We start from the raw sequence: 11936 nt of genomic DNA, 5'->3' as shown, positions 1-11936 counted from the left end.
CGTTGCCGTCCGTGCGGAGCGGCAGCGGGGAAAACGATCCGCACATTCATGACCAAGGAGATGCAAAAGTGAAAAAGATGCTCATGTCGCTCGCAACCGTTGGTGCGCTGTCCTCGTCCGCTCTCGTGCTGGGCATGATGCCGGCGACGGCTTGGGCCGCCGGCGCGCAGTCGTGCGCGAGCCTGGTCGGCTCGTGGGGCAACCAGCTTGGCTCGACGATGAACATCCAGTCGGTCGATCCGGTGACGGGCGCGATCGCCGGCACCTACCGGTCGCCGTCCGGTACGAGCGGCCAGCAATTCCCGCTGGTCGGCTGGACTAACACCGCGCCGGCGCAGAACGGCCAGGACAACGTCACGCTGGTGTCGTTCGCGGTGAACTGGGGCGGCTACGGCTCGGTGACGTCGTGGTCGGGTCTGTGCCGCACGCAGAACCAGGTGCCGACCATCACCGCGCTGTGGCATTTCGCGCAATCGAACGCGCAGTTCACGTGGAGCCACGTACAGACGGGCCAGGACGTGTTCAGCCCGTCGACCGCGCGCTGAAGCAACGCGCCCGGCGCGCGCTCGCGCAAGAGGCAGGCGGGCGCGCGCCCATTTTCCGGATTCATCAGCAGGGAGACGATTTCATGGCGTCAGCCGCCGAACTGAAACAGAACGCATCGCTGTATTTTCTGGCGCTGGGCGCCTTCGCGATCGGCACCGAAGGATTCATGCTCGCGGGGCTGCTGCCGATCATCGCGAAGGATCTGTCCATCAGCCTCGCGGCCGCGGGCCAGCTCGTCACCGTCTTTTCGCTTTCCTATGCGATCAGCTCGCCGATCCTGACGACGGTCAGCGCGGGCGTCAATCGGCGGCGCTTTCTGATCATCGCGCTGCTGTGCTTCACCGCCGCCAATTTCGCCGCTTGCGCGTCGCCCGGCTATCTGTCGCTGCTGGCCGCGCGCGTGCTGCTGGCCGTGTCGGCCGGCCTGTACATGCCGAGCGCGAATGCGCTCGCCGGCTCGCTCGTGCCGCCCGAGCGCAGGGGGCGCGCGCTCGCGACCGTCCATGGCGGGATCACGATCGCCGTCGCGCTCGGCGTGCCGCTCGGTGCGTGGATCGGCAGCCACTTCGGCTGGCGTGCGACGTTCGCCGGCATCGGCGTGCTGTCTGCGATCGTGACGCTCGGCGTGGTGGTCGGCTTGCCGCGCGGCATCGGCGCGAACCTTTTGGTGCCCTCGCTCGCGCAGCGTGTGGCCGTCGGGCGGCAGCCCGCCGTGCTGGTCACCCTGCTCATCACGACCCTATGGGCCGCGGGCATCTGGACTATCTACCCGTATCTCGCGCCGTTCCTGACGGGCCGCCCCGGCTTCAGCAGCGCGCAAGTCGGCGCCGTGCTGCTGCTGTACGGCGTGTTCGCCGGCATTGGCGTGTTCATCAGCGGCCGTGCGATCGACCGCCTCGGCAGCGGGAAGGTACTGATCGTCTGCTTGGCCGTGATGATGCTGTCGTACGAGAGCCTGACCGCCAGCGCGCTGCATCTCGAACCCGCGCATGCGCGCGTCGCGATCCTGATCGCGATCGCCGCGTGGGGCGCGGCCGGCTGGGCATTCAACCCGGCCCAGCAGACCAAGCTGATCGGCATCGCCGGCCTCGACGTCGCGCCGGTCTCGCTATCGCTCAATTCGTCGTTCACGTATCTCGGCTTCGCGCTCGGCGCGGCGCTCGGCTCGCTCATCGTCGCGTACGTCTCCGTGGCGGACATCGGCGCGATCGGCGGGCTGTGCGAACTGGCCGCGCTGCTCATCACGCTGGCGGCCAACCGCTATGCCCGGCGCGCGGCGACGCGCGTTCATATCGCGGTCCAGGCGGCCGCCCCGCGCGCCGAACGTTCGGCGCAGCCATGAAACGGCGCGTACCCAAGGCAACGAAGGAGACACCATGAGCGGGGAAGCGATCAAGGCGCCGTACGACACCGACCGGGCCGCCGCGGCACCAAACGAGACATCGCGGCCGTTCACGGTGCTGGGCGTGCACCACATTGCGATCGGCGGTCCCGACAAGGCGCGCCTGACGAATCTTTGGGTGAACCTGCTGGGGCTCTTGGTGACCGAGCGCTATCGCAGCGATGCCGAGAACGTGGACGAGGACATCCTGATCGCGGGTTCGGGTGCCGGGGCCGTCGAGATCGACTTGATGCAGCCGCTCGACCCAGCGCGCAAACCCGATGTGACTCGCCCGGCGCTCAACCATATCGGCCTCGCCGTTAGCGACCTCGATGCGGCCGTCGCGTGGCTGGCCGCGCAAGGCGTGCGCTTTGCCGATGGCGGGATTCGGCGCGGCGCCGGCGGGGCGCGCGTCGCCTTCATTCATCCGGCCGCCAGCGCACAGTTTCCGCTGGGCGGCGAAGGCGTTTTGATCGAACTCGTGGAGCCCGTGCCGGCGACCAAGCACGACGCCCGCGACGAACGTGTCCGGCAGTAGGCGTAAGCGGCGCGTTCGCGTCACCCGAAGTCTCACTGGAGGAACCCCCATGTCTGACAATCGAGATCCGGGCGCGCCGGCAGCGGCGCCGAACCTCGCCGCGCTCCAGCGCGAGATGGAGCAGATCCCGCTGAAACCGGTGTACACCGCGGCGGACACGGCAGGCCTGCCGTTCCAGGACACCTTGCCGGGCGCGCCGCCGTATTTGCGCGGCCCGTACGAGACGATGTATACGACGCGTCCATGGACGATCCGCCAATACGCGGGCTTTTCAACCGCGCAGGAGTCGAACGCGTTCTATCGCAATGCGCTGCGCGACGGCGTAGACGGAATCTCGGTCGCCTTCGATTTGCCGACCCATCGCGGCTACGACTCGGACAATCCCCGCGTCGCCGCCGATGTCGGGATGGCGGGCGTCGCGATCGATTCCGTGGAAGACATGAAGGTCCTGTTCGACGGCATACCGCTCGACAAGATTTCGGTCTCGATGACGATGAACGGCGCCGTGCTGCCGATCATGGCCTGCTTCATCGTCGCAGCCGAAGAGCAGGGCGTCGCAGAGTCCGCGCTGACCGGAACGATTCAGAACGACATTCTGAAAGAGTTCATGGTGCGCAACACGTATATCTACCCGGTGCGCCCGTCGATGCGGATCGCCACCGACGTGATCGAATACTGCGCGACCCGCCTCAAGAAGTTCAATTCGATTTCGATCTCCGGCTACCACATGCATGAGGCGGGCGCGTCGCCGACGGTCGAGCTGGCGTTCACGCTCGCCAACGCGCGCGAGTATGTGAGGAGCGTACTGGCGCGCGGTCTTGCCTTCGACGAATTCGCGAGCCGACTCAGCTTCTTCTTCGCGGTCGGCATGAACTTCTACCTCGAGATCGCGAAGCTGCGCGCGGCCCGCCAGCTCTGGTGGCAACTCGTCGGCGAATTCAATCCGGCTAGCGAACGCTCCCGCATGCTGCGCGCGCACTGTCAGACCTCGGGGTGGTCGCTCGCGCGGCAAGAGCCGTACAACAACGTGGTGCGCACCACGATCGAGGCAATGGCGGCCGTCTTCGGCGGCACTCAGTCGCTGCATACCAACTCGCTCGACGAGGCCATTGCGCTGCCGAGCGAGTTTTCGGCGCGACTCGCGCGCAATACGCAGTTGATCATTCGCGAGGAAACGCAGATCCCAAGCGTGGTCGATCCGTGGGCCGGGTCGTACATGATGGAATCGCTAACGCAGGATATCGTCACCCAAGTCACGCAGGTCATGGACGAGATCGAACAGCTCGGCGGTGTGATCGCTGCGATCGAATCGGGCTGGGCCAAACGCAAGATCGCCCACGATGCCTCGCGAAAGCAGGCGCGGATCGACTCGAATGCGGATGTGATCGTTGGGGTCAACAAATACCGGCCCGATACGCCGGACGGCGAGACCGAGGTGCGCAGGATCGACAACAGCGCGGTGCGCAGTGAGCAGGTCGAACGCTTGCGGCGTCTGAAAGCGACGCGTAGCCAGCGCGAGGTCGACGCCGCGCTGGCCGCGTTGCGCGATGCGGCCGCGTGCGGGCCGGGCGATCGAGGCCGGCGCAACCTGCTCGACGCCGCGATCCAGGCGGCTCGCGTTCGCGCGACGGTCGGTGAAATCTCGGCCGCGATCGAGGCCGTGTGGGGCCGGTACTCGGTTCGCACGGAGGTGCTCGGAGGCGTTTATGAGCGTGAGTTTGCGAACGATGCCGGGTGGCAACAGCTTGTCGCGGCGATCGCGCGGTTCTCGGCCACGCACGGTGGCCCGCCGCGTATTCTGATGGCGAAGCTCGGCCAGGACGGCCATGACCGGGGGATCGGCGTGGTCTCGGGCGCCCTCAAGGATCTCGGCTTTTCGGTCGTGACGGGCGCGCTGTTCCAGACTGCCGAGGAAGTGGTCCGGGTCGCCTCCGATGAGCAGGTACAGGCGATCGGCATCTCATCGTTGACGGCTGGACACGGGGTCTCGATTCCGGCCCTGATGGACGGCATGGACCGGCATCTGCCGCACCGGCTGCCGGTCTTTCTCGGCGGTGTGATTCCCGATTCGGATCATCCGGAACTGCGTCGTCTCGGCGTCGCTGATATCTTCGGCCCAGGAACGCCGATCGTCGATTTCGCGATGACGATGCTGCGCCGGATCGAAACCGAACTCGCCACGCGCGGGGCTTCGGATTCTAAGGTGGCAGGCCGCACCGATGCGCCGCCCGTTGCCGAGACGATATCCGGCTAATCGAGAGGGCGTGCGCTGCCGAATGCGCGCGAGCGGGTGGCGCAGAACCGATTGCCTCCCGAGAGGGCTCGGATCCTGATGGGCGCGCCGGCCTACTTGATGCCATGGCGGGCGGCCCGACGCCGCCCTAGGGGCGAACACATGTGCTCCCAAATCTATTCGCGCCCGAAGCCATGCGTCGCAACGCGTGCCCCTAGCCCACCGGGCGTCGGGGCTCGGCTCGGCGATTTCGTTTCGATCGACCTGGGAATAAAAGACACGGGGCCGTGTTGACCTCCACGTAGTCGTGCGCTTCGAGCGCGCAGCACGGATCGGTTGGGCAGCAACCCGTCGAGGCGACTGCACGCCGGTGATCGATTCCATCTTCCCCGTTGACCTAATACAACTGATTAGGATTCCTAATGAAAATAGCCGAACGACTCACTTTCGGTGCGGCGCTGGCCGCCCTGACATTCGTTTGCACGCCGATTGTCTTCGCGGGGCAAGCGCCCGGTGCGGCCGCCGCCGCCGATATCCCGATCAGTCATCGAGACCGCGTCTATGCCGCGGAGCAGTTCTCGAATACCGTGTCGGTCATCGATCCGGCCGACAACCGGTTGCTCGGCGTCATCCGCCTCGGCGATCCGACGCCGGCGAATTTTAGTCCGCTCTATAAAGGCCAACTGCTCGTGCATGGGATGGGCTTCTCGCCCGACCACAGAACGCTCGCGGTCGTATCGATCGGCTCCAACTCCGTCACATTCATCGATACGAAGACAAATGCGATCAAACATGTGACCTATGTGGGCCGTTCGCCGCACGAAGCGTTTTTCACGCCCGACGGGAAAGAGGTTTGGGTGACTGTGCGCGGCGAAGACTATGTCGAGGTGTTGGATGCGGACACGTTCGAGGAGAAGTTGCGCATTAAGGTGCCTGGCGGTCCCGGCATGCAGATCTTTTCGCCCGACGGCCAGTACGGTTACGTCTGTTCCTCCTTCAATCCCGAGACCGAGGTCATTTCGGTGGCCGATCACAAGATCGTCGGCAAGGTCGCGCAAGCCAGTCCATTTTGCCCCGACATCGCCGCCACGCCGGACGGCAAGCAGGTTTGGTTCACGTTGAAAGACGTGGGCAAGACGCAAGTGTTCGAGGCGCGGCCGCCGTTTGCTTTGCTCAAGACGATCGATACGGGACCCATCACGAACCACGTCAACATCGCGCGCAATGCGAACGGGACGTTCGCCTATGTGACGATCGGCGGTTTGAACGAAGTCAAAGTCTTCCGGACGGACGACTTCAGCGAGGTCGCCACGATCCCCGTCGGCAACTTGCCGCACGGCGTCTGGCCCTCGGGCGACGGCAGTCGCGTCTATGTCGGCCTCGAAAATGCCGATGCGATGGCTGCTATCGATACGCTGACGAACAAGGTCGTGGCGAACGTTCCGATCGGACAAGCGCCGCAGGCCGTCGCCTACGTGCCCGAAGCGGTGCCGGAGGGCGACGGTGCGGCGAACTTACAGCCGCTCGGCGTCGCCGGCCGCGCGGCCCAGATCGTACTGCTGCCGCGCGGGGGCGAGCATGAAGCGCGGACGAGCGTTTCGTTGTTCGACCAGGGACTCTTGCAGGTGATGCAAGCGGCGGCGACCGGGTTGCAGCCGAAGCGGCCTTACGTTCTCGGGCTCGCCGATCGCCCCGACGGCAGCGGCACGATCGAGATCCTGGCGCGCTTCACGACGAATCCGGCGGGCGCGGCCATCGTCAATGCGCTCGGCCAAATCCGGCAAGCCGTTTCGGCGCCGGCATCGGGACAGGCCGACGCGCGCCGCTACCTCGTCATTGCGCCGGAGACCGACGGCAAGGTCCGCGAGCCGGTGCAAATTCAAGCAAACTGAGCCGGAGCAAAAATAGGGGGCGAAGCTGGTGCGATACGAACCTGATTCGCCCCTTTTTGGCTGGCGGGAAATGACCCTTCATATAACTTTATTTGGCACTACTTAATAAAATTAATCGAGGTCGAAGCACTCCGGAATGCGTGCAAAAACAAACGTTTACGCCAACGTTTGCGTGTGATGTAAACGTTTTCTTCGTTCGGGTTTAGGAGTACTTCAGATTCGAGGGCGGCCGCCGTTATACCAGACAGGTTTCGAAGGAATAACCGAAAAATGGGATTGCCTGTACTGGTCGTGGACGATTCGACGCTCGCCCGCCGACTGCTTATCAACGCTTTGCCTGAAGCGTGGGACGTCGAAATCACTCAGGCCGCCAACGGCGCGGACGCACTGGCGGCATACCGCCAAGGCCGCGCCTCCATCATGTTCCTCGATCTGACGATGCCCGGCATGACCGGTTTCGACGTGCTCGAGACCGTGCGTGCGGAGGGACTCGACAGCTTCGTGATCGTCGTCTCCGCGGATATCCAACCCGAAGCGAAAGCTCGCGTGAAGGCGCTCGGCGCCGTCGCTTTTATCGACAAGCCGATTTCAAGTGCGAAGCTGTTGCCGGTCTTGAAAGAGTACGGATTGTATGAGTGAGCCTATTCTTAGCGAAGACCAACGCGACGCGCTGCAAGAGATCGCCAACATCGGCATGGGCCAAGCGGGCGCGCGTCTAGCCGCGTTGCTTGGACGCTTCGTGCACCTTTCGGTGCCGCGCATTCGCATGGTGGACACCGATACATTGCCGACGGCCGTGCGCGACATGCTCGACTTCACGGAGCCCGTCACGGCGCTGCGTCAAAGCTTTCGCTGCGACATCGCCGGCGAGGCGATCTCGCTGTTCGACAGCCGCAGTGCCGAGCACATGAAGGTCGTGTTCCGTTCCGACGAGATGCATGTCGAGCAGAGCGACGAAGACATGTCGGACGCGGAAGTGCTGTCGGACGTCGCGAATTTGATCGCCGGTGCGTGCTTGACGGGATTGTTCGAACAGCTCGGGCAGTTGCCGACGTTTACGCCGCCGCGCGTGATCGGCGTGCAACTCGACCTCGAGGATGTCTTGCATCCGTCCAAGCTGCCGTGGGACCGCGCGTTGTTGCTCGAAGTCAACTTGCAGACCGAAGACGGCGTGTTCGGCTCGCATCTGTTGACGCTGATGACGGCCAAAGCGGTCCAGTCGCTCGTGACGGCGCTCGAAGGGTTTCTCGCCAATCTTTGATTTTGTATAGCTGTATGGACATCCCTGGCACCGCTCGCTTGAGCGAGCTCGCACTTGAGCGCGTTGGGCTCGGCATTTTCGCCGTGGATCGCGACTACCGCATCGTGCTCTGGAATCGCTTCATGGATGAGCATAGCGGCGTGGCGGCCGGGGAAGCGATCGGGCGCAGTTTCTTCGATTGCTTTCCCGATTTGCCGCGCGCGTGGCTCAAGCGCAAGTTCGATACGGTCTTTTTACTGCATAGCGGCTCGTTTTCGTCGTGGCAGCATCGGCCGTGGCTGTTGCCGTTCGAGCACGATTGCCCCATCACGGGCTCGCTCGATCTCATGCAGCAAGATTGTTCGTTCATGCCGCTGATCGAGAACGGCGAGGTCGTTGCCGTGTGCGTGACGATCGCGGACGTGACCGAGCTTGCCGTAGCATGGAAGGAGCGCGAAGCCGCACTCGATGCGCTGCGCGACTCCTCGGAGCGCGACGCGCTGACGGGCCTGTACAACCGGCGGCACGTCGATCGCCGGCTGCTCGCGGAGTACAACAGCTGGACGCGCCACCAGGATTCGTTTGCCGTACTGCTGTTCGACATCGACCATTTCAAGCGCATCAACGATACGTACGGCCACCCGACGGGCGACGCCGTGCTGCGCAAGATCGCCGCGACGGTGTCGCCGCAGCTACGCAGCAGCGATATCCTGGGTCGCTACGGCGGCGAGGAGTTCATGGTCGTTCTGCCGCATTGCGATGAGGCGGGTGCGGCGGTGGTGGCCGAAAAAATTCGGCATGCCATCGAGGCCGATGCGCTCGACGTGAGTTCCGGACAATTGAAAGTGACCGTGAGCGTGGGCGGCTGCGCCGCCGCGCCGGGCTTGAGCGGTGTCGCCGCGCTCGTGGCCGAAGCCGACCAAGCGCTCTACGACGCCAAGCACGCGGGGCGAAATCAAGTCTGCATCGTCGCTCATCACGCTTGAACGTTCAGAAAAATGCCGCCGGCGCGTACGACGCGACCGGCGGCATTTTCTTTTGCGGTGCCGGATACTCAGTGCGCTTCGGAGCGCGCGGCGATCCAATCCATGGCCGCGAACAGCACGCCCGATACGATGAACGTCAGATGCAAGATGACGAGCCAGCGCACGCGTGCCTCGTCGAGCGGAATGTCTTGCTCCGTGAGGCTCATGAATGCGCGCAGCAACGAAATGGCCGAGATCGCGACGATCGAGCCGATCAGCTTCATCTTCAAACCCGAGAAATCGAGCGTGCCCATCCAGCTCGGGCGGTCTTCGCTATCGCCCGTGTCGATCTTCGAAATGAAGTTCTCGTAGCCCGAAAAGATCACGATGACGACGAGATTGGCCGCAAGCGACAGGTCGATCAGCGAAAGCGTCGCGAGGATGATTTGCTCGGGTGTGGCGTGCAGCACGCCCATCAAAGCATGCATGAGCTCTTGCACGAATGCGATCACGAGCATGACGAGCGAGAACACGAGACCCACGTAGAACGGCGCGAGCAGCCAGCGCGACTTGAAGAGGGAAAACTCGAGCAGTTTTTCCAAAGGCTTGCGTTGATGCATGAGGTGTTGTTCCTGTTGGATTGCGGGTATCGCGCGGGCGTAGAACGACGCACCGAGCCTTTTACCGCGCGAACCCGCAATTTTACAGTTTCCTTGCGAAGCGCTCGTGACGCGCGCTCGAATTCTACTGTCCAAGCAACCCGAACACCGCGACCCCGTTGGTCGCGCCGACATAGACATGACCGTGGGCGATCATCGGTGTAATGAATTTGTTGCCCGGCCCGAACGTGTCGCGCGATCCTGCCTGATTGCTGTTGTATAGCTCTTGCGCCAAATTGCCTGCGTTGAATGCGTGCAACGCGCCGACGGCGCCGTTTTCCGCGGCCCAGACGATGGCGTTTTGCGTGCCGTTCGCCGAGATGCTGGGCGTCGTTCCCGGATAGGGAAACGTGCCGGCGCTGCTCGAGCTCGGCGTCGTCGCCAGGCGAGCCGACGCTATGGGGAAGGCCTTGAGATGATCGCCGACGGCACCGTAGTAGACGACGTTGCCGTAATAAGCCGGCATACCGAAGACGCCGCCGCCGAGTTGCCCGTCGATTTCCTGCCAGATGGCGTTGCGCGTGCTGTCGAACTTGCCCATCGCATCGCGGTCGACGACGTAGATCTTCGAATCCTTGCCAGCGCCCACCGCCAAATGCCGTGTCGTGCCGGCTCCATCGGTGAGGTTCGGAAGGACAAGCGCGCCGCCCGAGCCGAGATCGATGTCTTGGTTCGATTCGGCGACGGTATTCATCGGAGCGAAGTAGTCGGCGACCGATAGGCTGGGCGAGGTCGCCAACTTCAGGAACGTGTTGCCATAGTCGCCGTTCGAGGGGAGGCCGCCGCTCGTCAGCGTCGAATCGAACGTTCCGTTGGCGTCGAGCAGATACAAAGCGTTCCCGTCCGACGCCATGCCAGCGCCGCTCATCCAGACCGAACCTTCGCTGCCGTTCGGCGTGAGATCGAGCGCGCTCGTTTGCGCGAGCGTATCGGCGTTATAGGCCATGACCCACCCGCCATAGGTGCCTTGGTCGCAATGCGACGTCCAACCGAGATAGACGTTGCCGTTCACGAGCGTGAGGGCTTGACGTTCGGCGTACTGCGCGGGATCGAATCGATCGATGCCGTTCGCGCTGTTCGCGCCGTTGCCGGGGAACGTGGCGGCGATTTCTGTCGGGCCTTTGAAGAGTTCGCCGCCCGTCGATAGGTCGAGCGCGTGCAGACGTTGGTGATAGACGCCGTTCGCGTCCTTAGTCATCGCCACCGCGTAGATGACACCGTTGGCGCCGCGCGACCGGTCGATGACCGGCGTCGACGTAATGCCGATCTCGGGTGTGATTTGGCTGCAACTGCGGTTGTCGCTAGTGGTTTCCCCGCTGCCTAGCAGCGAGCGCCGCCAGATCAAAGCGCGCGTATCGGCGTCGAACGCGTAGAGGCTGTCGTGCTCGGAGGCGACGAATACGACGTTGTGCGTTCCGCCGCCCATCGACACGTTGCTGGCATACAGGGGCTCGGCGTCCACCTTGCCGTCGACGGAAAGAAAGCCGACTTTGCCGAACTGCGTAGCATTGACGTTGGCCGGGGTGAGGGTGGTTTCGGCCAAGTACTGACCCGTGCGGCCAATGTCGTTGTGATAGGTCAGCACGTCGGAGGCCGATGCCATGCCGGTACCGGGTCCCGATCCGCTACCGCTTCCGCCCGCACTCCCGCTCGGCGTGGCGGTCCCCGAATGTCCCCCGCCGCTACAGGATGTGCTCAGTGCCGCGGCGACGCAGGCGAGCGCGCTATACCTGACGGCAACAGACGCGAAGTGAGAGTGGTGCCTGCGGTCCATGAGCATCTCCCAGGAGCGGATAGGCTCGATACGGAGCATTTCTCGTACCGATCGTTATAACGATCTTGCGTCGTTTCGTGCGCCGTATATGCTGCGCAATAGGGCGGCGATGCGGATCAGATCGAAGCCCGGCAAATCGCGGCAACGCTCGACGGAGGTGCGTTATGTCGTCGAATCGATGGATCAAGTTCATACCGATAGCCGGCTGGATGCTGCTCGCCGCCGCATGCACGCCGATGGGGGCGCAAGGCCCGGCAGGGAACAGTGCCAATGCGGGGACGTCGGTGGGGGCGGCTTGTGAGGCTTCCGACGGCAGCATGGTTGCGGACGGCACCATCGTTTCCAAGTGTACGCTGCCGAACCAAGGAATCAGTCAATGTCCGAGTTATACCTGCCAGCGTTGCGATAGCGGCAAATGGAGCGGCGAATATGCGTGCCGGCTCCAATGAAGACGACGCTAAGTATTGATTGAATGGTCCGAGGGGGAATGCAATGTTCAAGATCCTTGGCTCAATGTGCTGAAGCTCCACCCGCGCCTGACGCGCCGCGTGGCGGCGATCAGCGCCGGCGTGACTCAGGCGAACCCCGGCACGGCGGACCCGTTTTCCGACGCCGAACCGCGATTCGTGGGAAGCGCCGGCCGCTGACTAAGCGGCGACGATCGTGCGTGGCGGCAAGCGCGCGAGACGCTGCCCAGGTGGACTAGCC

The 11936-nt window shown here is 63.8% G+C and carries 13 protein-coding genes; 11 read left to right on the top strand and 2 right to left on the bottom strand.

Annotation, left to right across the window (positions count from 1 at the left end):
* The first annotated feature begins 68 nt into the window (after positions 1 to 68).
* The 8 genes from AB1286_RS08720 to AB1286_RS08685 all read left to right on the top strand — a co-directional run bounded on the left by AB1286_RS08720 (position 69) and on the right by AB1286_RS08685 (position 8816).
* A complete protein-coding gene (locus AB1286_RS08720; protein ID WP_430362895.1) occupies positions 69 to 545 on the top strand; it encodes an avidin/streptavidin family protein in 477 nt (158 codons plus the stop codon).
* 83 nt (positions 546 to 628) lie between these two features.
* On the top strand, positions 629 to 1888 hold the full coding sequence (locus AB1286_RS08715; protein ID WP_430362894.1) for an MFS transporter: 1260 nt from the start codon (positions 629 to 631) through the stop codon (positions 1886 to 1888).
* 34 nt (positions 1889 to 1922) lie between these two features.
* Positions 1923 to 2465 (top strand): VOC family protein, encoded by a 543-nt coding sequence (locus AB1286_RS08710; protein WP_430362893.1) that lies wholly within the window; start codon positions 1923 to 1925, stop codon positions 2463 to 2465.
* Between the two features lie 49 nt (positions 2466 to 2514).
* Entirely contained in the window at positions 2515 to 4719 is a 2205-nt protein-coding gene (gene scpA / locus AB1286_RS08705; RefSeq protein WP_430362892.1) for a methylmalonyl-CoA mutase, read from the top strand.
* A 401-nt stretch (positions 4720 to 5120) separates the two neighbouring features.
* Positions 5121 to 6590 (top strand): YncE family protein, encoded by a 1470-nt coding sequence (locus tag AB1286_RS08700; protein ID WP_430362891.1) that lies wholly within the window; start codon positions 5121 to 5123, stop codon positions 6588 to 6590.
* Between the two features lie 270 nt (positions 6591 to 6860).
* Entirely contained in the window at positions 6861 to 7229 is a 369-nt protein-coding gene (locus tag AB1286_RS08695) for a response regulator (RefSeq protein ID WP_430362890.1), read from the top strand.
* On the top strand, positions 7222 to 7851 hold the full coding sequence (locus AB1286_RS08690; RefSeq protein ID WP_430362889.1) for a chemotaxis protein CheC: 630 nt from the start codon (positions 7222 to 7224) through the stop codon (positions 7849 to 7851). Before AB1286_RS08695 ends, AB1286_RS08690 begins: the two co-directional genes overlap by 8 nt.
* A 14-nt stretch (positions 7852 to 7865) precedes the next feature.
* On the top strand, positions 7866 to 8816 hold the full coding sequence (locus AB1286_RS08685) for a sensor domain-containing diguanylate cyclase (RefSeq protein WP_430362888.1): 951 nt from the start codon (positions 7866 to 7868) through the stop codon (positions 8814 to 8816).
* A gap of 68 nt (positions 8817 to 8884) precedes the next feature.
* Here the strand turns inward: AB1286_RS08685 and AB1286_RS08680 are convergent, their stop codons facing one another.
* Together AB1286_RS08680 and AB1286_RS08675 are read right to left on the bottom strand one after the other, a co-directional pair.
* The gene (locus AB1286_RS08680; protein WP_430362887.1) at positions 8885 to 9415 is read right to left on the bottom strand and encodes a TIGR00645 family protein; all 531 of its coding nucleotides are present in this window, start codon (positions 9413 to 9415) and stop codon (positions 8885 to 8887) included.
* Between the two features lie 124 nt (positions 9416 to 9539).
* A complete protein-coding gene (locus tag AB1286_RS08675) occupies positions 9540 to 11057 on the bottom strand; it encodes a pyrrolo-quinoline quinone (protein ID WP_430362886.1) in 1518 nt (505 codons plus the stop codon).
* On the opposite strand from AB1286_RS08675, the gene AB1286_RS08670 reads away from it, so the two are divergent.
* The 3 genes from AB1286_RS08670 to AB1286_RS08660 all read left to right on the top strand — a co-directional run bounded on the left by AB1286_RS08670 (position 11056) and on the right by AB1286_RS08660 (position 11875).
* Positions 11056 to 11208 carry a hypothetical protein gene (locus AB1286_RS08670; RefSeq protein ID WP_430362885.1) on the top strand — a complete coding sequence of 51 codons (153 nt, stop codon included), beginning with the start codon at positions 11056 to 11058 and terminating at the stop codon, positions 11206 to 11208. The two genes, AB1286_RS08675 and AB1286_RS08670, sit on opposite strands and share 2 nt — an antisense overlap.
* A gap of 184 nt (positions 11209 to 11392) precedes the next feature.
* A complete protein-coding gene (locus tag AB1286_RS08665) occupies positions 11393 to 11677 on the top strand; it encodes a hypothetical protein (RefSeq protein ID WP_430362883.1) in 285 nt (94 codons plus the stop codon).
* Between the two features lie 15 nt (positions 11678 to 11692).
* On the top strand, positions 11693 to 11875 hold the full coding sequence (locus AB1286_RS08660) for a hypothetical protein (RefSeq protein WP_430362882.1): 183 nt from the start codon (positions 11693 to 11695) through the stop codon (positions 11873 to 11875).
* The last annotated feature ends 61 nt before the right edge of the window (positions 11876 to 11936 follow it).

The sequence above is a fragment of the Trinickia sp. NRRL B-1857 genome, from assembly GCF_050470685.1.
Lineage (GTDB): Bacteria > Pseudomonadota > Gammaproteobacteria > Burkholderiales > Burkholderiaceae > Trinickia.
This window is presented reverse-complemented; position numbering and strand designations above follow the sequence as displayed.